Genomic DNA, 25,012 nt, shown 5'->3' with positions numbered 1-25,012 from the left:
CGGTTATTTATTACTCACTTAAATTTGGGGATCTTTCCAATCAACATATATCCACATATGCGCATACCTGCTTTGAGCAAAGTCGCTTTCGAAGCTATATTGTTGATATTGCAACGTGCCGAGGGGACCCTGTTCAAACGGTACGCTTCCTTCTTCAATTCCTGTGTAATCAGACTGCCAAATCCTCTTTGTCGGTAACCCGGTTTCACTTCATAATAGAGGTCGATATAAGGGTAGTTGTAATTCCAGACATAACCGCCGCTGGCTACTACCTCACCATTGTGCATTAAAACATATTCCGAATCACCACCGTCCTGCAGCTCACTTTTTCGAAAAACAGTCCCGTCAATCTTAAATTCAGTTTGAAAGCTATCCTCAAATAAAATTGCCTCTGCATTAATATTTTTCCCATATTCAAATAACAGTTTAGTTAGAAACGTGTCATTACTTTGGCAATTCAGAAACATAGCGCCCGATTTCTTTAAAAATTTGGGAAATATCTTATCTCCCAAATGCCGGAATGGCTTTAATAGGTAAAATTCGAAGACCGTATCCCTGTTTTCCCGTTTTTCTTTCCCCCATAATGCCCCATGACCAACCGGTGACCCTGCCATTGTAAAACGATAGACATCGGCCCAACCTGCGCCATGACACTTATTATAAACAAACTGGAAAGAGACTTCCGCAAGCAATAGCTTTCGTAATTCCTGAATTTCATCTAGTGTTGCCTTGGTGATTTCCAGTTGCATAAGCACATAACTTTAGGTAATCGGTTTAAAAGAATTAAAAGTACAAAATAACGGGCTCTTGGGCAATGCAAAATATGGTTCTTTTTTTGCGAAAAACAAGCAGATCGCAAAAACATTTATATATCGATATATCTTTTTAATAAAAAGCAGAATACAAGTTTCTATGCGTACAAAGTTATGGCTAGAAGAAATTACTTCAACAGCAGATTTAGTAGACTTATGTCCAGATCACCCCGCAATAAAGTCTATTTTGCACCACTTTAAATAAAAAAATAGGTAGTACTTTTACTATATAAAAATCTTGCTTACAATGAAAATGAATACGATAATAAAAATCGCTCAAGCATCGGATGAAGCCGGCGCTATCGATGCATTGACATTGGCATTCAGCGTTGACCCGATGGTTCGTTGGTCTCTTCCGAATCCAGCAAAATATTTGGCAACCTTCTCTTCGATAGCAAGGGCTTTCGGCGGAAACGCGTTTAAGGGGGGGACAGCCTACATTGCCGATGGTCTCGCTGGCGTCGCCCTGTGGTTACCACCTGGCATTGGATCTGATGAGGAATCCCTGATCAGGCTGTTCGACGAAAACGTTAGCGACGATGTAAAAGAAGATATGCAGAAAATTTTTGAGCAGATGGAAAAATTTCATCCGACCGAACAACACTGGTACTTGCCGATGATAGGTGTCGACCCGGCGTATCAAGGTGAGGGGGTAGGCTCGGCACTGATGACTGAAGCGCTCAAGGCCGTTGACCGTGATGGGTTAATCGCGTATCTCGAATCTTCGAACCCTAGGAATATTTCGTTATATGAGCGTCACGGTTTCGAGGTTATCGGCGAGATTCAATCCGGTAGCTCGCCTGTTTTACGGCCCATGTTGCGAAAAGCGCGATAAATCAATTAACGGTAATACGGATAATGCTCCCCATGTACAGTAGGGAGAAATGATTATGATTTATACAATGACTAAGAGATAGAAACTCAAATGCAGGATGCTAATGAAAATGAAACAAGGTGAATTTATTGCACTCTCAGCTTCGACAATGATGTTGACGGCTTTAGGAATTGACATCATGCTTCCTGCATTTCGTGAACTGCGAAAGCATTTTGGCCTCGATCCACAGTCAACAGAAACGGCAAAAATCATTGCATTCTTTTTTATGGGGCAGGTAGCCCAGATTATTTTCGGAACGCTCTCCGATCGTTTTGGACGATTACCCATTCTTCGTATCGGCTTTCCTCTTTATATCATCGGTGGAATAGCCGCCGCTTTCGCTCCCAGCCTCTCACTTATGTTTGTTGCACGCTTTATAGCCGGAGTAGGGGCTTCAGCAGTTTTTATGACCACCATTGCTGGGGTACGAGATCGTTTTGTCGGCAACGAAATGGCACGGATCATGTCTCTTATTTTTACCATTTTTCTTTTTACACCGGTTATAGCACCCTTTCTAGGATCAACTATTTTACACATTTCCTCATGGCAAATGGTATTTTTAACACCACCCTTTTTTGCATTGATAGTCTTTTTATGGTCGTTGCGACTTGAAGAATCATTACCGAAGAATAAAAGAGTTTCCCTCGATTTCTCCAGTATTGGTAAATCTATGGGGTACGTTTTGCGCAACCGAACCTTTCTTCGATATACGGCTATCACTACGCTTCTTTTTACAGCACTCAGTTCTTATGTGGCCAGCTCGGAACATATTATTGGCGGAATTTATGGCAAGCCTTCACTGTTTATATGGATTTTTGGAGGTATGGGTTTATTCATGGCTTTATCGACCTTTACTAACGCACATTTATCAGCAAAATATGGAGCAAGACGAACTATAAAATCTTTACTCCTTACATACACCCTTGTTGCAGCCGGTTTAACGATACTTGCCCTAAGTTTCGGAGATCCACCCAATATGCTTTTGTTTTTTATTGCTGTTACACTACTGATGGCTATTAACCTGGCCGTGGAGCCTAATAGTAGTGCTCTCGCACTTGAACCTTTGGGAAACGTGGCAGGAATGGCCTCCGCAGTTTATGGTACAATATTCTTTTCAATTGGTGCAACGCTGGGTTCAATAATTAGCAAGCTGATGAGTAGCGGCGTTTTTCCATTAGTAATAGCCTATCTTGTTATCGGAATTAGCGGACTACTTCTTGCCTCAAATGATCGTCGCCCCAAATGAGACGATATGTCTGAACTTTGATAAGATACAGTAAAATCAGTACGATCCTTTTTATTTAATTTTATCGCCGAACTAAACGGCTTAAAATGATTGGGAGCAGGAGAAATACGTTATCTAAATACCTATTCCCTAAGCTCCATAACCAAATCAATGAATAACAATAATCTGTCCACAAAACCCCATTACCCTATATTGGACGGCCTACGCGGTGTTGCAGCTATAATTGTCGTTACTTTTCACCTGAGCGAACCCCTGTCGACCGGAAATTTGGACAATCTGGTAAACCATGGCTATCTGGCAGTTGACTTTTTCTTTCTGTTGTCCGGTTTTGTGATTGGCTATGCTTATGACGACCGTTGGCATAAAATGACGCTCGGAAGCTTCTGTAAACGCAGGATCGAACGGCTTCAACCGTTGGTGATCTTGGGAATGACCCTTGGAGCGATCGGGTTCTATTTTACCGATTCGGCGATCTGGCCACTCATCCATACGGTTCCCTTGTGGAAGCTACTCCTGGTTATGCTAATCGGATATACGGTATTACCGATACCTTTGTCGCTTGATATACGGGGCTGGGAGGAAATGCACCCGCTCAATAGCGTCGGTTGGTCGCTGTTCTTTGAATACATCGCCAACATTCTTTATGCAACTATAATAAGAAAATTCTCAAACAGGGCATTAGCTATTTTCGTGTTTATAGCGGCAGTAGCGCTGGCCCATTTAGCTATTACCAGCCCCAAAGGTGATGTAAGCGGCGGCTGGACGTTGAATGCCGAGCACATGCGCATTGGAATTACCCGAACAATGTATCCTTTTTTTGCAGGTCTGTTGCTTTCCCGTGTGGCCAAGCCGACCCGCATTCGGAATGCCTTTACGTGGTGCAGTATTTTGGTAGCGGTTGTACTTTATATGCCGCGGATTGGCGGGGCAGAACATCTTTGGTTGAACGGAATCTATGAATCTGTATGTATCATCGTGATTTTTCCTCTTATTGTATATTTAGGTGCCAGCGGCATTGTATCTACAAAAACGGAAAGTAGGATATGTAAGTTCCTGGGTGACATCTCCTATCCACTTTATCTGGTGCATTATCCCCTCGTTTACTTTTATGTCGCTTGGATCAGCAACAATAAGGGAGTAACCCTGCTACAAGCTTGGCCATACGCGTTGCTTATTTTATGCGGCGCTATCGTTTTGGCTTACGCCGCCCTGAAATGGTATGATGAACCGGTGCGTAAATGGCTGAGAAGAAAACTTGGTTGAGTACTATTGCATGCAATAATATAATCAATCAAAACGAAAACAACAGATCGGCAATTTGACTTGGTTTAACAAAATGGCGTTGGATCTCTGGTCACAAAGAACCCGTTTGTTTCTTATAAGAAGTGTTGTTACAAACAGTCAAATGATTTCAATTGAAATCATTTGACTGTAAATCGGAAGCAAAAAGCCGACAGCGTTCATAAAGCTATTAACGTTTGTTTAGTTTGTCCGACAAAAGCTTCATATAAAAACCACCGATTACGCTTCTGGCTTTAAAGTTTTCACGGATGCCTGTATTAGAGTCATAAAAGTCATTCAACGGTACACGCGAGTCGGTTTCGATCGCATGTATGTACACGGGTTTTACCAGAGCCTCAAACGCTTCCTTTGTAGGAGCAAAGGTTGCTGTCCATAGTATCCAATCGTTTTTAGTGTAGGCTTTCCTGCTATCAAGCGGGATACCGTACCTATTTTGCTTGGTGAGGTAGAACTTAATCTCTGTGTCGAATATCTTTTGCGGAAAGAGATCCAGGTTTAAGACTTTATCCCAAACTAGGTTATACTTCTGGCTCCAGGTATCTTTATTATCAAAAGTGAGTGCGTAGTGATCACCGGCATCTGCCATTTCCATCCACTTTGGTACCATGCTTTCGGCAATGGCTCTGTATTTCTTTGCTGTTTCGGTATTACCTAATGCTTCGGCCATTTGCGCGTAGCAGGCAATACCTACAATTGCTTTAATCGATAAGTTGGCATTACGGGCAAGGTGACCAGCAAAATCATCGGTGCACAATTGCTTTTTCGGATCAAGGCCTTCTTTAGCAAGATAATCCACCCAGGTAGTTAGCGTCTTCCAGTGCCGTTTAGCGTAAGTGGCATTACCTTGTACCTTGGTTATCGCAGCAGTCAAGATGATCATATTACCCGCCTCCTCCACTGGCATCGGTTCGCCGTATGTTTGTCCGTTAGCTAATGGGTAAGTCCCCAAGTCGTGCGCTGCCCAAGGGTGAGGATACTTGCCACTTTCGCTGAAATAGAAAATACCATTCAGCATGCCCTGAAGCAATGCTGGTTTATAGATCAGATACAATGGTGCCGATGGGTAAGTTACATCCACCGTGTTGATGAAACCACCGCTATTGTTCTCTTTAGATAACCATAATAGCTCGCCTTCAGGGCTCTTTACTAATGTATGTGCGGCGATACTTTGGCGGTAGGCCAGCACACACAAATGTGCATACTCTTTACCCCCCGACTTTAGCGCATCAGCATATACCTGTTTGTCAAATGCAGCACACTGTTGCATTACAGATTCATACGCATCCGCCGCATTGCCAAGTTGGTTTTCAATAGTTTCTTTACCAGAGTTGTTCCACCAAGGCCTTAAATTTTTATTAAAGTACTGGATGGCATACACCTCATCGTAACCCAACTCAACAAAACGTTCTACCGGCGTTTTGCCAACAGCACCCAAAGGAATCATCGTGTTTAAAGCCAGTGACTTGCCTTTTGAGGCGGTAGAAGCAGTAGCGCCATTTTTGAAAGCATCAGCAGCAGTGCTTTGTGGAGTAATGAATTGAACTGCGCCGCTCGATTTAGGTGCAGCTACATAAAAATAACCCCAGTCTATACGCATATCATCCGCAGCTTTTTGCAGCACAGGTTGTTCTACTGTACCCGCTTTCAGGATAGATAAATTGCTGGCCTCATATTTTTGGGCGCTTACTTCCTGGGATGGCCTAAACACCGCAATGCTTGACGATGCGCTAAGGAATACCTTTACATCATGTGTTTTGTTATCATTAGCACGAACATTATAGGTCGTATAAGAAACCGGGCGCGCCAGCAGGTTGAGATCGTTCATCAAAAGTGGCGATGTAAACGTAAGTTTCAGGTCTATTTCGCCTGCAGTAAAATCATAGGTAGTTTGTGTAGCTGTTACGGCTACATTTTTCTGTTCGGCCAGCTGTATTTTAGCAGCATTGTTTTTTTGCTTATCTACCAAACCGAAATCGAGATACCTACCGCCGGCACTGTTAGCCAAATGAATCGCAATGACATTCTTACCAGCCTTCATCTTATCCTTACTGATGGGGAAATACTGAAAAGTATTGGTCCACCCTGTTTTCTCGTACACCTTTTCGCCGTTCAAAAAAACCTCAATGTTATCATCATGATTCAGTTTCAGCAACAGTTCATTGATGCTGGCAGGATCCGTAATCGTAAAAACCCTTCTTACCCAGATGTCATCAGATTTCCAAAGTGTTTTCACATTGTTGGCATCGTCGCCAATAGGGGCCGAGCCTTTTTTCCAGTCAGTAGCAGTATATGCACCTGAAGTCCAATCACCCTGCGGTGCTGTTTCGGTATATTCAACGTTGTATCCGGTCTCGTCAGATGTAGCCAGCACCGTTTTGTAGTTTATCTCTTCCTTTCCCAGAAAGCGGTAAACCTTACCATCCACACTGATCAGTCCTAGGAGCGAGTGATCAGCGCCGGTCCAGTGTGTGGTAGTAGAAGCAGCTAATTGATCGGTAGCAGACCATATGCTAAAATTAGGATTATGTGTGATTAGGGGGTATGCGGGTGCCTTTCTTTCCTGTGCCTGAAGTTGGCCGATGCCGAAAAAGCACGCTAGCAAACCCAGAAACTTTAATTTCTTAGATTGATTCATAAAAGATAAAAAATTGCTTTTTGATACTTGATGCCGTAAAGATAAGCGATGAAAATTTCGCAGACGTGCCCTTTCCTATCAAAGTTTCGCCGATCAGTATCAATTTCTTACGTGCGAAAGAAAACATGCCTAGGAATACGATGGCAGAAGCTTTGGCTGGCTGGCATCCTGATGAGGATCATTACATATTGTTTAGTTCAGACCCGTGAAAAAAGAGATGGCGTAATCGATGGATTCTACAACGATGCCAACATCGTCCATTCGCAGTAATTTATTTCATCCCCTTGTGCGGTTTGAATAAATTATGATGGGTTCATAGTTTTATATTTTTAGAAGTCATAATTTCTATTTAAAACTTCACCCAGGGAAGTTTATGTTTAAGTGGTTGTACTAATTTGTGCATAACTTGCAAGTTAGGCATAGCACAAAATTTAATGGAGGTTAATTGGTTTTTTTAACGATCCGAGGTGTTTATAAGTATTGATGAGTACACCCGTGGAGGTGGTTTTCGAACCAACAAAAGCAAGTTCCCGAGCGTCAATACTGTCTGACAATAAGCGTTTGCCATGGCCGAGTAAAACAGGGTAGGTGATGAGCACAACCTCGTCAGCCAGTCCCCGTTCAAGCAATACCGACGTTAACGTCGAACTTCCCACGACGATCAGATCAGGGCCATCCGATGACTTGAGATCGCGAATTGCATCTATAACATCCTCGCCCAAATGCTGCACCGGCCCCCATTCCATGCTGTCGGGCCTGTGGGTTACGATGTATTTCGTTGCCGCGTTTATTGCATTTGCCATTGGGAAATCTCCGGCATTAGGCCAAAAGTTACTAAATATATCGTAGGTGTGTCGGGCAAGCAGTAGGTCAAAGTTGGGGCCATATGCCTCAAAGAGGATGGCAGCTCCTGCTGGGCTACGATAGGGCGTCGTCCACGCGCCATAGGTATAGTCTCCGTCATGTTCTATCACGCCATCCAGCGAGATATGTTCGAAAATCCTGATTTTTCTCATTTGTCTCTATTAGTTAATCATTGTCCAAATTTAAAAAGTATGAGTTACACATAAGCGGTAGAATTGCGACAATATGAGGGTGTTTTGATCATTTACTAACCATTGCGAATACCTATCTCTCTCTTGGTTGGAGCACCAGAACCGACCAATTTGCCTATATCCGTAGAATCATGAAATACATCGTTTAGGAGCAGATTATTTAAGTTTCTCATTTTACCTACAGAAATCTGTGTACATATGAGCAACAAAAAGATAAATTGTATATTTACAAACCTAAGATATGGCCTAAAGAAAACCAGATCATTTGTTAATTAAGTTTTATCATTTGTATCATGCTCATTTATAAATGCATGGAAATATTTTATGGTTAAGATAAAAAAATTGGATAAGTGTTTTTATTGTTAAAGTGTGTAATTATGTTGCGAGATAGGAGATATCTTGTGATTGAAACAGGATGATTGTGAAATAAACTTTATCGCTATGTTAACTTTTTGCTTCAAGTTGTGCGAATATTTTTTTGTGTCTAATATTGTGAGCTTTTTCTATAAAAATATTATGCTCACCGGATTTGACATACCTTTAGTGAAGAGATTAACCAAAAAGTCATGGATTTAAAGGATTTTTGGAAATTATTTGTCAAAGGTGATAAGGACGCTTTTCGGCGTATTTATGAAGCACATTCAGACGCTCTATATGCCTATGGAATCAATTTAGGAGGAGATCATGACCAAGTCCTTGATTGCATCCACGACCTTTTTGTTCATCTTTACGGAAATCATAAAATCTCCGAGAACGTGAATATCCGTGCTTATTTATTGGCTTCTTTGCGGAGGCGCTTATTCAAACTGCGCAAAACTGCTGAAGAAACAGTTGTTAAAGAAGGCGATGTGGAAGTAGAGGAGAGCGCAGAAGTTGGTCTGATTACAAGAGAAACAGAACAGATCGCTTGGGAACGGCTAAAAGAAGGTATTAACCGCCTACCTAAAAGGCAACGTGAAATCTTACATTTACGTTATACCTTGGACTTATCTTATCCCGAAGTCGCCAAAGTTATGAACATCAATATTGAAACCTGCCGAAAACTAAGCTATCGAGCTATTAAACTGTTAAAAGCCGATCTAGAGACAATAACTTATCTCGTAATTGTCTTCTCTTTATTTTTTTAAAAAAAAATGTCCATGCCTTGAGTGTTTTCAGCTCTCTATCTATATAAGGCTAAAGATTAATGGATAAATCAAAACAGGAACGATCATTAACTGGACCAGAAGATGAGGACAAATCCTTTAATACGGATACCAAAAATTTTCTTTGGGAAAAAATTGAACATTCCATTGATCGAAAAAAAAAGAAGTATACTATTGGTACGCTTGGTGCAATTGTAGCTGTATTTGTTACCGGTCTCGTTTTTTGGATTTATATGAGTATCAATCAAGACCTATCCCTGGAAATGAAACGCGCCGCTCAGTTAAGTGTTAATTTACTGAAGCATGGGGAAGGCAGTATACAGATGCTTACTTTGTCTAAAACGGGTTTGGAAGAGGGAGAGACTGATCTGGCAAAGGAACAAGCAATCATTCTTAAGGACAGCATTTTTTACGCGCAACAAATGGCCAACAAGGAGGCTGTTGATTATAAAACCGTTTACGTGCCCTATGGGATGCGGCAGGAAGTGATCTTGGAAGACGGCTCCAAAATATGGTTGAATGCAGGCTCTTTTTTAACATTTCCGGCAACATTTAAAGGAGGGAAAAGAGATGTGTTTTTAAATGGTGAAGCCTATTTTGAAATAGCCACCAATTTGCATCCTTTTCGCGTGTTAACCAATGATGGGACTATTCAGGTATTAGGAACCTCTTTTAATGTGAGCTGTTATGAAGAAGATCAAGAGATGCTAGCAACACTCATCACCGGTCGTATTGCTTTTGAAAGTGATAACCATCAACTGTTTCAATTAAAGCCGGGGCAGCAACTAGCGTTAAACCGAAAGGAAAGTAAAATTCACGTAAATGAAGGCGCAGTGGACGGAGGAATGCTCTGGACCAAGCGGCAATTGGCACTCGATAAAATGCCCATGCCGATGCTTTTCAAAAAACTGGAACGTATTTTTAATGTGCACATACATTGCCCCGAAACATTACAACAGGTAAAGGTGGCCTATTCCGGACGCTTAAGCTTGCAGGGATCTATAGAAAATGTTTTAAAAAGTATATACGAATTAGAAAGTTATCAAATCAAAATTAATGAAAAGGAGGTTTACTTGATAAAAAAATAATGACGAAAAAATAAGGAAGAGGAGGGGGAGCTCCTTCTTCCTGAGACGTAAAAATCTTAGCTAATCTTTAAATCTTATTCAAAAATATGAAACCTATTTGAGTTTTCGGTGATAATCTAGCATATAACCGTAAAAAAACTCGACGACGTTTCATTGCCTAAAAAACAAGCAAATGACGATAAAAAATGAACATGACCCGCAAGGTGATGTAATGGAAGGTAATTGCCCAAAAAAGAGGATTAGTATCCATCCTTTTTTCTGTATTTTATGTACCTTATTATTGTTAGGTTTTTCTGCTAAAGCGTTTTCGCAGAAAATATCGCTAAACCTAAAAAATGCACCTTTAAAAACTTTTTTTATAACCTTACAACAACAAACCGATATTGCCTTATTGTATAATGAGGATCTTTTTAAAGATAAAAAAATTACCGTTCAGTCGAATGGAGAGGATTTGTTAAAGTTACTAAGCACTGAACTTCCTAAGTTAGGTCTGTTCTATCATGAAGCAAACGGACAGATTACCATTATTCCGGCGGAAACCAGTTCGGTAAACCGTATCATACAGCAGGGAAAGCAGATTTCGGGTACAGTAGTTAATAGCGTAACCAAAGAGGAAATGGTTGGCGTGAGTGTGGTTGTAAAAGGTACGAAAACAGCTACAAGAACAGACGCTAATGGTAATTTTACCATTTATGTCCCATATGCTGATGCAATGTTAATTTTCTCATATATTGGCTTTCAACCACAGCAAATCGACCTGAAGGGATCAAGTACTGTTAATATACAGTTGGTGGAAGACACAAAGGCCTTGCAAGAAATCGTTGTTGTTGGTTATACTACACAGAAAAAGGAAAATGTAATTGGTGCTGTCAGTACCATTACTTCCAAAGATCTGGTACAGAGCCCTACGGCGAATATCAACAATATGCTCGCAGGACGTTTGCCGGGTTTAGTGGCTAACCAATATAGCGGTGGCGAACCTGGTGTTGATCGATCGGAGATTTTTATTCGTGGTAAAGGTACCTATGGTAATCAATCACCTATTGTTATTGTGGATGGTATTGAACGCGATATGTCTTACTTGGCCCCAGATGAAATTGAAACGTTTACCATTCTGAAGGATGCGGCCTCCACCGCTCCTTATGGTATCCGTGGCGCTAACGGCGTAATCGTCATTACAACGAAACGCGGAAAAGCTGCGGAAAAAGCAACGGTCGATTTTAGAACTTCTGTAGGGCTAAACAGTCCGGTAAAATTACCCTCCCTTTTAGGATCTGGCGATTACGCAATGCTCTATAATGAGGCGATGACAAACGATGCCCTTCGTGATGGAGGAAACGTGGATAATTTAAATTTATTTTCTGAGGATGCGATCAATAAATTCCATCAGGCGAAAGGAGACAATTCCGATGGGCTAGGGTATAACTGGGATTATTTTGATTACCTTTTCAAAAGCGGCATCCAGCAAGAATCAAATCTGGCTATTCGTGGCGGAAATGATATTGCGCGCTATTATGTGATGGGGGGCTATATGCGCCAAGGTACTAACTACGATCATATTGACCTGTCAGACTACAATGCCAAAGCTAAATTTGTACGCTATAATTTCCGGTCAAATATCGATGTGAATATTACCGATAAATTATGGGCTAAGTTAAACCTCGGGGCCCGTATTACTGACCGTACCGCACCCGGAACAAGTGCGGGAAGGCTTACAACCATTGCCATGACGCAACCACCTTATCTGCCCATTACACTGGAACCGAATAGCAATAGCGCGAATGCGCAATATCTGCTAGATCACCCAGATGGATTGCTTTACGGTGACCAGATTTACCGTTTCAATATCTTGGGCGAGCTCACCAAAAGTGGTTTCCATACGCAGAAAAAAACCTACTTGGAAGGAAGCTTCTCCATGGGTTATAACTTAGATTTCATCACCAACGGACTAACGGTGGACGGTACCTTTTCTTATGATGCGAATGAAGAACAATGGTTACGCCGACAAATAGATACCTACAGTGAAGGATATCGGGAATATCCCGGTTATTCCATCTTTACGCCTTCAGGTGGGCGTGACGTATTTATGAATCCAGGCTTTTACGATGGTACCTATGTTTTAGGTAATAAGTATGCCATCGACCAAACCTTAGGGAACAGCTTTTCACAGAGTAACCCTTTTAACCGTACGTTCTATCAGTTTAAGGTGAATTATAACCAGGCCTTTGATAAACACAATGTCAGTGGTATGCTCCTGTTCAACCGTTCATCACAAAGTGTCTATGATGGAGATCGTGCGCAAGTCGATATCCGTTATCAGGGTTTAAGTGGTCAGTTTACCTACAATTACGATCAGAAATACCTCGCAGAATTTAACTTTGGTTACAATGGTTCGGAAAACTTTTCACCTGAACGTCGTTACGGTTTCTTTCCTGCTGCAGCACTCGGCTGGGTCATCTCTAAAGAAAAATTTATGAATAATACCAGAGGGTGGTTGAACTTCTTAAAACTGCGCGGTTCTTATGGTTTAGTGGGTAGTGATAAACTACCGGGCGGTCGTTTTGGTTATTTACAGTTTTATACAGGAGGAAGTGCTTATGAATTTGGTGAACAAGGCTTCAACCTCCGTCTGGATGGTTTGAAAGAAGACCGCTTAGCAAATCCCTTAATGAGCTGGGAAAAAGCCCGTAAAATCAATATAGGTTTAGATGCGCAGTTCTTAAAGGAGCGTTTGGGGATTACCGTGGATGTTTTCCACGAGCATCGTTATGATATTTTGACCGAATTGAGAGCGAGTGATAACCGACTTGGCTTCCCTGGTGTGGTGGGTCAAACGGCACCTTTCATCAATTCCGGGATTGTGAACAATAGAGGGGTCGATTTTGAGTTAACTTGGACAGACCGTATCGGTGAGGATTTTCGATATTATATAAAGCCGAATTTTACTTTTGCGCGTAACAAGATCATTTTCCAGAATGAAATTAGCTGGGAGCACCCTTGGCGGACCGCTACCGGACACCGTTTGAATGAAAATTTTGTTTATGTGTTTGATCATTTTGTGCGCGATCAGGCGGAGGCAGATGCCCTGAACGAAAATGGCTATCAACCCTGGGGCAAACTTATTCCCGGTGATGCAGTATATAAGGATTTGAATGGAGATGGCCTGATTACTGATATTGCTGATCGCCAGATCATGGGAAATCCACGTAGTCCTGAAATTCAATTTGGTCTACCGATTACACTACAATATAAAGGACTAGATATCAGTGTGCTCTTCCAAGGTGCCTTAAACTCGTCTATGCTGGTAACTGATGGCGCCGCCTGGGATTTTCCACAGTATGATCACGATAAAACAGGCTCGGTAAGGCCTCTTCATCTTAATCGCTGGACTCCTGAAACCGCCGAAACGGCTACATATCCAGCACTGCATATGGGTACGCATAATAATAACAAGAATAGTAGCAGTAGTTTGTTCTTATATGATGCCAAATATCTTCGTCTAAAAAATGTTGAAATTGGATACAGTATACCTCGAAATTGGATCAAACGAATCGGCTTAAACCAAGTGCGCTTTTATGTGCAAGGACAGAACCTAATGACGTGGGACGGATTGGATCATCTGGATATGGATCCCGAAAGTAATACGAACGGTTATTGGTATCCGCTATTGAAAGTATACAATTTTGGTGTCAACGTTAACTTCTAAGATAAAAAGATGAAAACACAACTAAAGAAATACCTTATATTAACCTTTGTCGCCTGCATGAGTTTAAGTTCTTGCAAGAAGTACCTGGATAAATTACCTGATGATCAACTGACCGAGGAACAGGTGTTTACGCGTTACGATAAAGTCAACCAATTGGTAACGGATTTGTATGCAAAAGCGAAGACTGCCAATGCTCCCATGACGTGGTTTGCAGATTTTTCTACCGCTGGCATCACAGATGAAGCAGAAGCAACCAATGTTGGCAATAATGCTGCCAATAGTTTTAACACGGGCGATTGGAATACCACAAATATACCGGGTAGCCGTGGGCAGTATTGGAATGACCTGTATGCCGGTATACGGAAAGCGAACGTGATTTTAGTGGGCGTAGAGAAATATCAGACGCCGGATAATCCTATAAATCCGGGCGATCTACAGAAGCGCGTCGGAGAAACCTATTTTATGCGCGCATACCTGCATTATTTGGTGTTGCGCATTTATGGTGAAGCGCCTTATTTGGATTATGTTGTTGATGTAAACCAGTCCAAGGACTTTACACGTGAATCAGCTCAGGCAGTAGGCGATAAAATTGTACAAGATGCACAGGAAGCCTTTAATCGTTTGCCCGCCGATTGGAGTAGTAATGATTTTGGTCGGGTCGACAAAGGTGCTTGTTTAGGACTGATTGCCATTACGCGCTGGACACAAGCTGCACCTTTATGGAATGGAGCGAGTCAATATGGTTATACGGGTAACCGTGTTTTCGAAAATGATTATGCCTATAATGCAGCGCGTTGGGCAGCTGCCCGTGATGCAGCAAAAGCAGTGTTGGACCTAAAGAATGAAGCGGGTTCCCCACGGTTTAGTTTATACCAAAAATATAGCGATCAGGATTTTAATGATAGTGGTAACCAGAATACCAGTGGTTCGACGGTATATACTCGTTTATGGCAGATGTATTACGATATGGATGCTTTCAAAACCGAGGCTGTTTGGTTCGTAACCAAAGATAAATACGAAGGATGGTACGGCGATGTGTATCCACCTAGCAGGGGTGGGAGCTCCCGACAACAACCGGTACAGGAGCAGGTGGATGAATACGAATATATGGCACCGGATGGTTACGGTTATCCCGTTTATGCTGATCGGGCCAAAAATGATGGTTACGACGATGGTAATCCTTATCGTTCGGTGAAGCGCGACCCGCGCTTTTACCGGGATATTGTTTATCATGGAGCTCCCTTTCGTAATGGGACTAACAACCCATCCACTGTTAATACAGCGAGCGGCGCCGATAAAATCAATGCCTCCAATGCAACAAAAACAGGGTATTACCTGCGTAAGTATTTACAAGAGGCCTGGAATAAAAATGGTAGCTTAAGAATCAGTGCCCCACCGATATGGCGTTTACCCGACTTTATCTATATTTATGCCGAGGCCGTAAATGAGCTGGATGGTCCAAATGCGGAGATCTATAATTTGATTAACCAGGTGCGGGCACGTTCGTTTATGGTACCCATGCCACCGGAAACGATGAACAACCGGGAATTGATGCGCGAATACATCAAGCGCGAGCGCCGGGTAGAGTTTTTCTATGAAAATAAACGTGCTTTTGACGCCCGATTGTATCTGGAGCCAACCTCTGATAGTGAAGTGAATAAAGAGCAGCAATTTAGAAGTGCTGGAGGCAGCAATAATGAACGCTCGCAACAATATTGGACTAAGGGGTATGGATCTTATCCAAAAACCCAACGGATGATCAATGGTATGCAGCCTGTTGAAGATCCCAACGGGAAGATCGAGATTGACGGGAAAAAGTATCGGATGGAACGCTTCTTTGTTGAAGACCGTGTGTTTACTGCGCCAAAGCATTACCTGTTCCCATTAATGAATACGGAATTGCAGCAATCACCTACCTTGGTGCAGAATCCGGGTTGGTAAGGGTTATTATTGAAAGAAGGTGATATCCAAAAGGTGTCATCGACCGTAGTGGAGAGATATAATGCCTCCACTGCGGTCGACTGCTTTACCGTAACTTAATAGATGTTTTATAATATAAATTACAATGAAAGAGAGTTTTTTACTATGCTGGTTCTTTTTTGCCAGCTCCGTGTTGTTTGCCCAGAAGCAGGAAGATACGTCCGTCAAAGAGATCGTTATAGTATTTAAAACACATTTTGATATTGGTTATACGGATTATGCGGAAGCTGTTGTGAAGGAGTACAGTACTTCTATGATGGAAAATGCTTTTCGCATTATGGAAAAAAGCAAAAGGTTGGCTCCCGAAAAGCAATTTGTCTGGACGGTTCCTGGTTGGCCAATGAGTCAAATGATCAATCAGAGTTTACCCGACATCAAATCTAACGTAGAGGCCGCTTTTGTGAAAGGTCGTTTCGTAATACACGCCTTGCCTTTTAATATACAGACGGAATCCAGCGATCCTGAAATGTTGGTTCGTGGTATGGGTATCTCGTCTGCTATTTCACGACGCCACGGTTTGCCTTTACCTTATGATGCAAAAATGTCGGATGTACCCAGTCAGTCCTGGATGCTGCCTACGCTGTTGAAACATGCCGGAGTGAAATTTCTTCAGATCGGTTGCAACGGGGCCTTTCAATCTCCTGAGGTCCCTGAGCTATTCTGGTGGGAGGGACCGGATGGCTCAAAATTGATGACGATGTATTCGGAAAAAGGTTATGGTACCTCCTTGCTTCCACCTCCAAACTGGCCATATAAAAGCTGGCTGGCAATCATACAAAATGGTGATAACTCAGGACCACCAACACCTGAAACTGTTGATAAAGTTTTAGCAGAAATACATCAACAGGTACCGAATGCAAAAATTAAAATTGGGCGCATGTCTGACTTTTATGATGCTGTTATGAAAGAAAATCCCCAATTACCTGTCGTGCGTGGTGATATGCCAGATACATGGATCTATGGGTTTATGTCTATGCCAAGAGAGGTTAAAGAGTCCCGTAGGGTTAGCAAAGATCTTTTTGCATTAGAGTCGCTCAATACTTTATATAATATATGGTCGCCTAAAGAATATAATATTTCAAATTTATTGTCGGAAGCCTATACCGATAATCTTTTGTTTGATGAGCACACTTTCGGGATGGCAATGAGTCATGGTAGAAATGGCACATGGAGTTATGGAGATGAATTTAAAATAGAACGGGCAAAAGGTGTGTACGACCATATTGAAAAATCATGGAAGGAAAAAGCAGACCGTGTATTTTCAGCTGATAAGATGGTAGCACCAGCGTTGAACCAGCAGTTGAGAGCATTGGCTCAAGAGATTAATGTTAAAGGAAAAAGAATTTTTGTTTATAATTCGCTGCCATGGGAAAGAAGTGGATTGGTAACTATTAAAGGGCGTAGTTCATCCAACCCGGGCACTGCCGTTAAGGATGTTGAAACGGGTGAAATTATACCGATTTCAAATGAAAACAATATCCTTCAGTTTATTGCGAAGAATGTGCCGGCATCAGGCTATCGCAATTACATACTGACTAATGAAGCACCATCAAATGCTGGAAGCGAGTTTTTGATCGATGAATCAACCAACACGATAGAGAACAAATATTTAAAGATACAATTTGACCCAATTAGGGGGAGTATAAGTTCGATTTTAGAAAAGCAATCGGGTAGGGAAATGGTTGATAAAAAAAGCGAGTATGGCTTTGGTCAATATTTGTATGAACGTTTCAGTAAGAAGGATGCAGATAGCTACGTTAAAAGTATCATAAAAAGAGGCGGCGGAGGGCAACTAACCAGACCGAATTTGACAGACGAACCGCACGTTACAGAAAAAGGACATCATGCAAAAATTGTTTTTTCAAAAAATGCGGTTTCAATAGCAGCTACCATGCTATTTTCAACGTCGACTAAGCTGCCACATAATTATAGTATCACAGTAACTTTATATAAAAATACACCAAATGTTGAGCTCAACTGGAATATCAATAGCAAGCCAGCTGAGTCCTGGCCGGAAGCAGGCTGGATAAGCCTGCCCTTCAATGTGAGCGATCCGACATTTAAATTAGCAAGATTGGGTGGCGTGATAGATCCTGCCCGGGATTTTGTTAAAGGAAGCAATTTTGACTATTCTTTCCTTAATTCGGGTATGTCCATAATTGATAAGTATGGAAAAGGAATTGGACTTTCGACGCCTGATGCTCCAGGTATCAGCCTCGATAGGCCCGGATTATGGAAGTATTCAGGGTATTTCATTCCCCGAAAACCCAATGTTTTCGTCAATCTATACAACAATCTTTGGGGTACCAACTTTGCGGAATGGATCGAAGGCTCATGGTCCGCAAAGATTAATTTATGGTTTATAGACCATTTTAATAACGAAAAGTCTATTATTACACCTTCTGAAGAATCCCGCTCTCCACTTTTAGCAACATTAATAAATGATCCCGGCGGGTATTTGCCCGTATCTGCGGCGGGTGTCCAATTATCTCAAAAAGGCGTAATGATTACCGCATTTGGAAAAAATCCAGATGGCGATGGAACCGTTTTGCGCGTATGGGAACAAGCTGGGGGTTCAGGGAAAATGATCGTAACATTACCGGATGGTATAAATGCAGTAACGGCAATGCCTGTCGATTTGCGAGGGGAGAAGATAGGGGAGCCGATAAAAATTATAGCAGGCAAATTCGGATTTGAGGTTAATGCTTATGCTCCAGCAAGCTTTATTTTACAGTAGATATTTTTAGGTAATCGAGCTATATCTAAATGGCTTCCAATTCCACATGAAAATAAACTTCATTATCATATTCTGCAGGTTTACCATAATAATGAGATTCCCATTCGTTAATGCATCCCCTGTCAGCAGTTGTATAAATTTTACTCTGCACAACATAATTCTTGCTATGAATTCTCAATTGTGTACCTTCTGATATGAGCGTTTTATGGTCGAATGTGATTTTATCAATAACCTGCGGATCAGCTGTACAAAAGAACTTGTCGCGAATGTTTTTTTCTCTTACAAAGTGTATTAGTGTGCTCATAATTATTTAATTAGGTGTGTTCTTTTTATGTAGAACTATCAAATCTGAATGGTTAAGTTAGATATTTTCAATCTATTGTGCAAAGGTTATAAAATTTCATTTATGATTTGTTCAAATTCTATGTCGTCTATCAAAAGCGAAATTCAGTTTTACCAAGACAGAAATCGAATGAAACACGAAGATATCAGGCGGCAGCCCTCATTGAGCCGTATTCAATTAGTATTGGCATAATAAACCATATTCTACCAAACTTAGATTAATAATCGTTTTAAAAAAGAAGCCGTATCTAAATTTACATTTTGATACGGCTTCTAATAAATAAAAATTAGGATATTGTATTATTGACTATCCCATCCACCACCTAACGATCTATATATCGCTACGCTAGCTTTTAGCTGGTTGACTTTCTTTTCAACCAGTTCAAATTTGGATTCCAAAGCATCACGTTGTGTCAGTAAAACCTCCATGTAGTCCGCCCGTGCATATTTAAACAGATCATTGGAGATACCAATGGATTCGTTTAGGGCATAGACCTCCCTAGTTTTCACATCCAGACCGTTTTCCAAATTTTTAATTTTGGAAAGCTGGTTTGCAACTTCGATGTATGCACCCAATATTGTCTGTTCATAATGCAAGACCGCTTGTACTTGCCTTGCATTGGCATTTTTGTAGGCTGCTTTTATCGCTCTTTTGTTGATCAATGGGGCGGTAAGCTCCCCAAGAAGCGAAGCTGCGAAGGATTCCGGTTTTACCAGATACGTTGGGTTAAAGGCCTGCAATCCTACACCTGCTGCTATATCCAAAGAAGGGTAGAAGCGTGCTTTGGCCGATTTGATATCAAGTTTCGAAGCAGCAAGTTCATATTCGGCTTGCTTGATGTCCGGTCTGTTTTCCAAAAGATCAGCAGGAATACCCGTGTGGACTGCCTGTGGAACAAGTTTATCAAATGCATGCTGATTTCTTTGCACAGGTTGGGGGAATCTTCCGATAAGATAATTGATCTTATTTTCTGTTTCAGTTATCTTTTGTTTGATGTCATATTGCATTCCCTGTGTCTTCAATACTTGTGCTTGGAATCTTTTGATAGCAAGCTTGTTGGATCGGGCGAACTTTTTTAGATCATTTACAACCCCCAATGCATCATTTTGGATTTTAATATTCTCATTGACCACCAGCAGTTCATTATCTAATGCAAGCAGTTCATAATAAGAATCTGCGATTTCGGAGATCAGATTTGTTACCATGAAATTTTTCCCTTCCACACTCGCAAGATATCGCTGTAGCTGGGCTCTTTTTGCATTGTGCAGCTTGCCCCATATATCTGTTTCCCATGTTGCTTCTACCCCTACACCAAAATCAAACAACGGTTCAGGCATTTCTCTACCAGGCTCTATTTCCGTGTTTTTCTCCATCGCTCCGATGTTGGTGTAGCGGCTTACTTTATCTACGCCAGCGCCAGCCTTAACTCCTACAGAAGGCAGATATTCACCCTTTTTGGCACTGACCTCGTTTTTGGCCATCTCAATTTCCTGTAAGACAATGTTGAGCTCTTGATTGTTTTGTAAGGCCTGACTGATCAATGCTTGCAAATTAGGGTCGCTGAAGTAGTTATTCCACCTGATTTTTCCAGTATTTGTAGAATCACTGTTTGCGGTACCATATTTTTCCGGTACATTTCTATTTTCGGCACGTTGTTTTATTTCCAAAGGTTTACAGGCTGCAAAACTTAGCAAGAACAGTGCGAAACCTGTATATTGATATATTTTTTTCTTATTCATAATGGATCATGTCTTCGCTTAAAGGTGATTCGTCTTCGGCCTGGATCATTTTTCTTCCATCGGCCAATTTTGCAAAAATGTAATAGAGTCCCGGAATGACAATGACTCCGAAAATCGTTCCCACAAGCATTCCACCCAAAGCTGATGCACCGATGGTATGGTTTCCGATAGCACCCGCTCCGCCAGCAAAGACAAGTGGTACAAGTCCTGCTATAAAGGCAAATGATGTCATTAGTATTGGTCTGAAGCGTGCTCTAGATCCCTCTATGGCCGCATCTAAAATAGAGTCGCCGGCTTGACGCCTTTTAACCGCGAACTCTACAATGAGCACCGCATTTTTACCTAAAAGACCAATAATCATGATAAGTCCTACCTGTGCATAAATGTCATTTTCAAGGCCCATGGCTTTAAGTAGAAAGAATGACCCGAATACACCAACCGGTAGTGATAATAACACGGCAAATGGGATAATAAAGCTTTCATATTGTGCGGCTAGTACCAGATATACAAACACCAGGACAACAAGAAATACATAGATGGCTTCGTTTCCGCGCTGCGCTTCGTCATAAGACAGTCCTTCCCAAGCTACTTTGTAATCGTGAGGTAATGTTTTAAGAGCTGTTTCATTGATTGCCTGAATGGCATCTGCGGTTGTATAACCCTTGGCTGGAAGACCACGAATAGCGGCTGAGTTGTACATATTATAACGTGTGATTTCATTCGGTCCCTGCATTTTTTTCAATGTCATAAATGCCGAATAAGGAACCATCTGTTCCTGATCATTTTTCACATATAGGTTCATGATGTCCGAAGGAAGTCGTCTAAATTCGGGAGATGACTGTACATATACTTTGAAGAACTGTCCAAAGCGAATAAAACCCTGCTCGTAAGTACTACCGATAAGAATATTAAGGTTATCCATTGCTTTACCAATAGAGACTCCTTTTTGCATGGCTGCATTATTATCAAATATCAATTCGTATTGTGGATAATTGGCAGCAAAAAAGGTAAATACCCCTGTTAGCTCCTTGCGTTTTTTTAGATTGGCAATAAAAGCTTTATTCACTTTATCGAAATCCTGATAGTCAGTTGTCCGGTTCAAATCAAGCAGGCGCATAGAAAAACCACCAGAAGATCCAAAACCAGGAACTGCGGGTGGTTCGAAAAACTCAACGGTAGCACCCAGGCTTTTCGACTTCTCTTCAAGTTCTTCCATGATCTCTTTTACAGAATGCTCACGGTCATCCCATGTTTTAAGATTGATGAGACATGTTCCGGCATTTGAGCCGCGACCTTCGGTCATAATTTCATAACCTGCGAGTGAGGATACAGACTCAACGCCATCTACTGCCTGACAGATTTTTTGTAGTTCTCTGGAAATTTTATTGGTTTGTTCTAGCGTAGAGCCAGGAGGTGTTTGAATAATGGCATAAATTGTTCCCTGGTCTTCACTCGGAATAAATCCACCCGGAAGTGTTTTATTGATCACAAAAATACCGACACAGAATGCAATCAAGATACCCCATGTGATGACTCTTCGGTTGGCGATTTTTCGAAGTAGAGCAGCGTATTTACCCGTTACTTTATCAAAAGTGTGGTTAAATGCATCTAACGACTTGGTAAATATATTTACCTTTTTTTGTTTACCATGGTTATTTTTAAGTAACATGGCCGCAAGCACTGGTGTAAGTGTAAGCGCTACTACCGCTGATATAACGATCGAACTCGCCATAGTAATTGAAAACTGACGGTAAAATGTCCCCACAGGCCCCGTCATAAATGAAATGGGGATAAATACAGCTACCATGACCGCGGTTATAGCAATGATGGCACCCGCAATTTCAGCCATAACCTCTTTTACCGCGTTGTATGGAGAAATATTACTCTCTTCCATCTTGGCATGTACGGCCTCGATAACGACAATCGCATTGTCCACTACAATCCCGATGGCCAAGACAAGTGCGAACAGGGTGACCAAATTGATCGACATGCCGAACAGCTGGATGACAAAGAATGTACCTATCAGCGAAACCGGCACCGCAATGATTGGGATCAGTGTAGAGCGCCAATCGCCAAGGAAAATAAACACCACAATGGCAACCAAGATAAAAGCGTCACGCAAGGTGTGCATAACCTGTTCGATAGAAGCATCCAAAAATTGAGATACATCATAGCTGATTTTATAGTCAACACCCGGCGGGAAGTTTCCTTTCATTTCATCCAGCTTTGCTTTTACATCCTTGATAACATCATTGGCATTACTACCATAATTTTGTTTCAATACAATAGATGCCGAAGGATGCCCGTCCAGATTAGAGTAGATATCAAAGAATTCGCTACCAAGTTCAACTTTTGCTACATCTTTCAGTTTGATATTCTCACCTTCGGTATTTGCTCTAACAATGATGTTCTCGTATTCTTCCGGCTTATTATACTGTCCTTTGTAGGTCAGTACATACTCCAGCGATTGGGCAGCGATTCCGGAACTTTGTCCTAAACGACCTGGACGCCCAATAATACTCTGTTCACCAATCGCTTTCATTACCTCATCGACAGACAGGTTATAAGCCCGCATACGGGCCGGGTTTAACCAGATACGCATGGCATATCTTCGACTGCCAAGAATCTGAGATTTGGCTATACCATGGATACGATTGATCTCAGGGATGATATTTACCATTGCATAGTTATACAAGAATTTCTCGTCCATGCTTTTGTTGGTACTGTATAGGTTGACATACATCAGCATACTAGGCTGAATGGGGTTTACGATCACACCTTCCTTCTGCACGAGTTCAGGCAACAAAGGCATGACTTGATCCACTCTCGTTTTAACCAGTACCACAGCATCGTTGGGATCTGTTCCCGGGTCAAAGACGACATTTACGGTCGCTTCACCAGCGCTGGTCGCGTCGGTTGCGATATAACGCATTCCCTGCACGCCGTTGATCGCATTTTCCAGCGTTATTAATGATGATTTTACAAGGACATCAGCACTTGCGCCAGGATAGGCAATTGAAACCGCTACTGTTGTTGGAGCAATTTTGGGAAATTGTTCGGTAGGAAGCTGTTTTATGGCCAGCCCGCCGATAAACAGGATGACAACCGATATGACAATAGCAAATACCGGTCGGTGTATTACTTTTTTAAACATAATGCTGCTTTTTAATTACTCTGCATATAAATCTAGGTTCGCCATTACTTTTTCCGGCACTTGGTACTTCGATTCAATTGTTTGATTTTCTTGTACCATTCGCAGTCCATTCAGTAGAATCTTTTCGTCTTTGCTCAAACCAGAGGAGACGACGTAGATATGCGGTAGTTCGGCAGCAACTATTATCTCTCGCGCTTTTACTTTATTATCTTTGGTTATAACATATACATATTTTTTTTCAAGCTCTTCAAATGTAGCTTTCTGAGGAATCATTAGCGCATTCACATAAGGAGATGTAATGACGATATTCCCTGTCTGTCCATATCTCAATAGTCCTTTTGGATTTGGAAATGTAGCTCTATAAGCGATATTTCCTGTTTCATTGTTGAAATCAGATTCGATTGTCTCTACGATACCCTCCTGGTCAAATTCCTTCCCATTGGCCATTTTCAATCGAACATGCAGTGGGTTATTATCCTTTTTAGCCTCCATTTGATTGAGATATTCTACTTCAGGAACATTAAAATATACCCACATCTTGCTATTGTCCGATAGTTCCGTGATCAGTTCACCTTCATCAACAAGGCTCCCTTTCCGCAAATGAAGTTTTCCTACGATACCGGAGAAAGGCGCGCTGATATCCGTAAATTTCAAATGTGTATTCATGGAGGCAAGTTCTGCCTTGGCCTTTTCATATTTTGCTTTGGCCATTTCTGCTTCTTGGGGAGCTACAATGTCTTTTTCAGAAAGGTTTTGGGTGTTTTGATATTCGATTTCAGCATATTTAACTTCCGCCCTGGCACGATTGACGTCAGATTCGTAGAGATTAGGCATAATTTTAAACAGCGGTTGTCCTTTTTGTACATACTGTCCTTCATCAACGAATATGGATTGGATGTAGCCCTTTTCCTGGGCACGTAGTTCGATATGATTGATGGAACGAATTTGAGCCACATAATCTTTATTAACCAGTGTATCTTTGACTAATGGAGAGGTAACGTTAAAAAGGGCGGCTTCTGTCTTTTCTTTTTTTTCAGATTGGCAACTTGTAGCTGCCATAATAAGGCACAAGTTTATATACATGAAGTTTTTCATGACTGTGATAATAGTTTTATAATAATTTTTAAAAAATTAAACAATAGTGTAACGAGCCCTCAAGTAAATTTGAAAACCATTCACATCTTTTAAAAAAATTA

At 41.5% G+C, this 25,012-nt stretch carries 16 protein-coding genes; 9 read left to right on the top strand and 7 right to left on the bottom strand.

Features of this window, described 5'->3' with window-relative positions; all coding sequences use genetic code 11:
• Positions 1 to 14: 14 nt before the first annotated feature.
• A complete protein-coding gene (locus BMY50_RS23120) occupies positions 15 to 749 on the bottom strand; it encodes a GNAT family N-acetyltransferase (protein WP_093329717.1) in 735 nt (244 codons plus the stop codon).
• 310 nt (positions 750 to 1,059) lie between these two features.
• On the opposite strand from BMY50_RS23120, the gene BMY50_RS23115 reads away from it, so the two are divergent.
• The 3 genes from BMY50_RS23115 to BMY50_RS23105 all read left to right on the top strand — a co-directional run bounded on the left by BMY50_RS23115 (position 1,060) and on the right by BMY50_RS23105 (position 4,195).
• Positions 1,060 to 1,647, top strand: a complete 588-nt coding sequence (locus BMY50_RS23115) for a GNAT family N-acetyltransferase (protein ID WP_093329711.1) — start codon at positions 1,060 to 1,062, stop codon at positions 1,645 to 1,647.
• A gap of 103 nt (positions 1,648 to 1,750) precedes the next feature.
• Positions 1,751 to 2,932, top strand: a complete 1,182-nt coding sequence (locus BMY50_RS23110; protein ID WP_093329991.1) for a multidrug effflux MFS transporter — start codon at positions 1,751 to 1,753, stop codon at positions 2,930 to 2,932.
• Positions 2,933 to 3,082: 150 nt separating this feature from the next.
• Positions 3,083 to 4,195, top strand: coding sequence for an acyltransferase family protein (locus BMY50_RS23105; protein WP_093329710.1), 1,113 nt, complete (start codon positions 3,083 to 3,085; stop codon positions 4,193 to 4,195).
• Positions 4,196 to 4,403: 208 nt separating this feature from the next.
• Here BMY50_RS23105 and BMY50_RS23100 read toward each other — a convergent pair whose 3' ends face one another.
• Positions 4,404 to 6,869, bottom strand: coding sequence for a glutaminase family protein (locus BMY50_RS23100; protein ID WP_093329707.1), 2,466 nt, complete (start codon positions 6,867 to 6,869; stop codon positions 4,404 to 4,406).
• Positions 6,870 to 6,889: 20 nt separating this feature from the next.
• Here BMY50_RS23100 and BMY50_RS23095 point away from each other — a divergent pair, with 20 nt between their 5' ends.
• Positions 6,890 to 7,078 (top strand): hypothetical protein, encoded by a 189-nt coding sequence (locus tag BMY50_RS23095; RefSeq protein ID WP_093329704.1) that lies wholly within the window; start codon positions 6,890 to 6,892, stop codon positions 7,076 to 7,078.
• 222 nt (positions 7,079 to 7,300) lie between these two features.
• On the opposite strand, the gene BMY50_RS23090 is transcribed toward BMY50_RS23095, so the two are convergent.
• Positions 7,301 to 7,885: a dihydrofolate reductase family protein gene (locus BMY50_RS23090; protein ID WP_093329702.1), complete on the bottom strand. Its 585-nt coding sequence runs from the start codon at positions 7,883 to 7,885 to the stop codon at positions 7,301 to 7,303.
• A 605-nt stretch (positions 7,886 to 8,490) separates the two neighbouring features.
• On the opposite strand from BMY50_RS23090, the gene BMY50_RS23085 reads away from it, so the two are divergent.
• The 5 genes from BMY50_RS23085 to BMY50_RS23065 all read left to right on the top strand — a co-directional run bounded on the left by BMY50_RS23085 (position 8,491) and on the right by BMY50_RS23065 (position 18,580).
• Entirely contained in the window at positions 8,491 to 9,051 is a 561-nt protein-coding gene (locus BMY50_RS23085; protein ID WP_093329699.1) for an RNA polymerase sigma factor, read from the top strand.
• Between the two features lie 59 nt (positions 9,052 to 9,110).
• Complete coding sequence (locus BMY50_RS23080; RefSeq protein WP_093329696.1) at positions 9,111 to 10,157, top strand: FecR family protein; 1,047 nt, start codon at positions 9,111 to 9,113, stop codon at positions 10,155 to 10,157.
• A gap of 172 nt (positions 10,158 to 10,329) precedes the next feature.
• The gene (locus tag BMY50_RS23075; protein WP_202907926.1) at positions 10,330 to 13,863 is read left to right on the top strand and encodes a SusC/RagA family TonB-linked outer membrane protein; all 3,534 of its coding nucleotides are present in this window, start codon (positions 10,330 to 10,332) and stop codon (positions 13,861 to 13,863) included.
• A gap of 9 nt (positions 13,864 to 13,872) precedes the next feature.
• Positions 13,873 to 15,804, top strand: coding sequence for a RagB/SusD family nutrient uptake outer membrane protein (locus BMY50_RS23070; protein WP_093329693.1), 1,932 nt, complete (start codon positions 13,873 to 13,875; stop codon positions 15,802 to 15,804).
• Between the two features lie 124 nt (positions 15,805 to 15,928).
• Complete coding sequence (locus BMY50_RS23065; RefSeq protein WP_093329691.1) at positions 15,929 to 18,580, top strand: glycoside hydrolase family 38 C-terminal domain-containing protein; 2,652 nt, start codon at positions 15,929 to 15,931, stop codon at positions 18,578 to 18,580.
• Positions 18,581 to 18,605: 25 nt separating this feature from the next.
• Here the strand turns inward: BMY50_RS23065 and BMY50_RS23060 are convergent, their stop codons facing one another.
• The 4 genes from BMY50_RS23060 to BMY50_RS23045 all read right to left on the bottom strand — a co-directional run bounded on the left by BMY50_RS23060 (position 18,606) and on the right by BMY50_RS23045 (position 24,875).
• Positions 18,606 to 18,884, bottom strand: coding sequence for a hypothetical protein (locus BMY50_RS23060; RefSeq protein ID WP_093329688.1), 279 nt, complete (start codon positions 18,882 to 18,884; stop codon positions 18,606 to 18,608).
• 338 nt (positions 18,885 to 19,222) lie between these two features.
• A complete protein-coding gene (locus BMY50_RS23055) occupies positions 19,223 to 20,662 on the bottom strand; it encodes a TolC family protein (RefSeq protein WP_093329686.1) in 1,440 nt (479 codons plus the stop codon).
• Positions 20,655 to 23,816, bottom strand: coding sequence for an efflux RND transporter permease subunit (locus tag BMY50_RS23050; RefSeq protein ID WP_093329684.1), 3,162 nt, complete (start codon positions 23,814 to 23,816; stop codon positions 20,655 to 20,657). Before BMY50_RS23050 ends, BMY50_RS23055 begins: the two co-directional genes overlap by 8 nt.
• 15 nt (positions 23,817 to 23,831) lie before the next feature.
• Positions 23,832 to 24,875 (bottom strand): efflux RND transporter periplasmic adaptor subunit, encoded by a 1,044-nt coding sequence (locus tag BMY50_RS23045; RefSeq protein WP_238383861.1) that lies wholly within the window; start codon positions 24,873 to 24,875, stop codon positions 23,832 to 23,834.
• Positions 24,876 to 25,012: the final 137 nt, after the last annotated feature.

The organism is Olivibacter domesticus (genome assembly GCF_900109575.1).
GTDB lineage: Bacteria > Bacteroidota > Bacteroidia > Sphingobacteriales > Sphingobacteriaceae > Olivibacter > Olivibacter domesticus.
Note: the sequence above shows the minus strand (reverse complement) of the source record. Positions and strands in the feature narration are given on the sequence as shown.

Coding starts and splice junctions, on each gene's coding strand:
- BMY50_RS23115 (WP_093329711.1), top strand. CDS start 1,060: ATGAAAATGAATACGATAATAAAAATCGCTCAAGCATCGGATGAAGCC.
- BMY50_RS23055 (WP_093329686.1), bottom strand. CDS start 20,662: ATGAATAAGAAAAAAATATATCAATATACAGGTTTCGCACTGTTCTTG.
- BMY50_RS23085 (WP_093329699.1), top strand. CDS start 8,491: ATGGATTTAAAGGATTTTTGGAAATTATTTGTCAAAGGTGATAAGGAC.
- BMY50_RS23045 (WP_238383861.1), bottom strand. CDS start 24,875: ATGGCAGCTACAAGTTGCCAATCTGAAAAAAAAGAAAAGACAGAAGCC.
- BMY50_RS23105 (WP_093329710.1), top strand. CDS start 3,083: ATGAATAACAATAATCTGTCCACAAAACCCCATTACCCTATATTGGAC.
- BMY50_RS23070 (WP_093329693.1), top strand. CDS start 13,873: ATGAAAACACAACTAAAGAAATACCTTATATTAACCTTTGTCGCCTGC.
- BMY50_RS23100 (WP_093329707.1), bottom strand. CDS start 6,869: ATGAATCAATCTAAGAAATTAAAGTTTCTGGGTTTGCTAGCGTGCTTT.
- BMY50_RS23090 (WP_093329702.1), bottom strand. CDS start 7,885: ATGAGAAAAATCAGGATTTTCGAACATATCTCGCTGGATGGCGTGATA.
- BMY50_RS23060 (WP_093329688.1), bottom strand. CDS start 18,884: ATGAGCACACTAATACACTTTGTAAGAGAAAAAAACATTCGCGACAAG.
- BMY50_RS23110 (WP_093329991.1), top strand. CDS start 1,751: ATGAAAATGAAACAAGGTGAATTTATTGCACTCTCAGCTTCGACAATG.
- BMY50_RS23065 (WP_093329691.1), top strand. CDS start 15,929: ATGAAAGAGAGTTTTTTACTATGCTGGTTCTTTTTTGCCAGCTCCGTG.
- BMY50_RS23075 (WP_202907926.1), top strand. CDS start 10,330: ATGACGATAAAAAATGAACATGACCCGCAAGGTGATGTAATGGAAGGT.
- BMY50_RS23120 (WP_093329717.1), bottom strand. CDS start 749: ATGCAACTGGAAATCACCAAGGCAACACTAGATGAAATTCAGGAATTA.
- BMY50_RS23050 (WP_093329684.1), bottom strand. CDS start 23,816: ATGTTTAAAAAAGTAATACACCGACCGGTATTTGCTATTGTCATATCG.
- BMY50_RS23080 (WP_093329696.1), top strand. CDS start 9,111: ATGGATAAATCAAAACAGGAACGATCATTAACTGGACCAGAAGATGAG.